The sequence below is a fragment of the Pseudomonas sp. P5_B2 genome, from assembly GCF_056400445.1.
Window position 1 is genome coordinate 1 of record NZ_JBFULH010001000.1, and the last position, 1,178, is coordinate 1,178.

Sequence of the window (1,178 nt, forward strand, 5' to 3'; positions counted from 1 at the left end):
TCGGGAAGTGTTAACGGTGGGCGCGGTGGGGACGTTTGCAGTGGGCTGGCTGTTGCCACGGCTGGCAGACTTCCAGGCGAAACATCCATTTATAGATTTACGGCTGTCGACCAATAACAACCGCGTGGATGTGGCCGCTGAAGGGCTGGATTACGCGATTCGATTTGGCGCCGGCGCGTGGCACGGGATTGAAGCGCTGAGGTTAATCGATGCGCCGTTGTCGGTGTTGTGCGTTCCCGAGCTGGCCCGGCAATTGCTATCGCCTGAGGATCTGTTGAAACAAACTTTGTTACGTTCCTACCGCACAGACGAGTGGCCTGAGTGGTTTTTGGCTTGTGGGTTGCCAGCCAATGCACCGCCCGCCAAGAGCATTGTTTTCGATTCTTCGCTGGCAATGATGGAAGCCGCACTCCAAGGCGCAGGCATTGCGTTGGCGCCGCCCCTGATGTTTTCCCGGCAACTGGCGGCGGGTGCCATCGAGCGACCTTTCGCCATCGGAATCACCACCGGTAACTACTGGTTGACACGCTTACAGTCGCGCACAGAAACGGCGGCGATGACTGCGTTCAAGGATTGGCTGCTACAAGCGGCCGAGATGGATTAGCGGATGGCACCCTGTGGGAGCTGGCTTGCCTGCGATAGGGGAGTTTCAGGTGACATCCATATTGAGTGTGTCGACGCCTTCGCGGGCAAGCCCGCTCCTACAAAGTTACGTTACGCTGACATCGCGCATCAACAAGCCAAACTTCAGGTCCACCTCGTCCGGTATAGGCAAATACACCGTGTGCCCATCCCCCGGCGCCACTTCAATTGGCTCGCCTTTGACGTTCTGCAATTGGTGTAAATCGAAATGGAAGTTGCCTTGGGGTGTCATCAACTCCATGTGATCACCCAGGCTAAAGCGGTTCTTTACCTTGACCTCCGCCAGCCCCTCACGCCGCTCACCGGTCAATTCACCGACAAACTGCTGTCGCTCCGACACCGAGCTGCCGTGCTGATAATTCTGGTACTCGTCATGCACATGCCGACGTAAAAATCCTTCGGTGTAGCCGCGCTGCGCCAATGACTCCAGATCGGTCATCAGGCTACGGTCGAATTCACGCCCGGCGACGGCGTCGTCGATGGCCTGGCGATACACCTGCGTGGTGCGCGCGCAATAGAAGTGGGATTTGGTCCGC

2 protein-coding genes are annotated in these 1,178 nt (G+C 57.6%); one reads left to right on the forward strand and one right to left on the reverse strand.

Features of this window, described 5'->3' with window-relative positions:
- On the forward strand, positions 1 to 604 hold a 604-nt coding region (locus AC1DRJ_RS28670), incomplete at its 5' end, for a LysR substrate-binding domain-containing protein (RefSeq protein WP_477805108.1).
- Positions 605 to 709: 105 nt separating this feature from the next.
- On the opposite strand, the gene AC1DRJ_RS28675 is transcribed toward AC1DRJ_RS28670, so the two are convergent.
- Positions 710 to 1,178: U32 family peptidase C-terminal domain-containing protein (locus AC1DRJ_RS28675; protein WP_477805109.1), on the reverse strand; the 469-nt coding region annotated here is incomplete at its 5' end.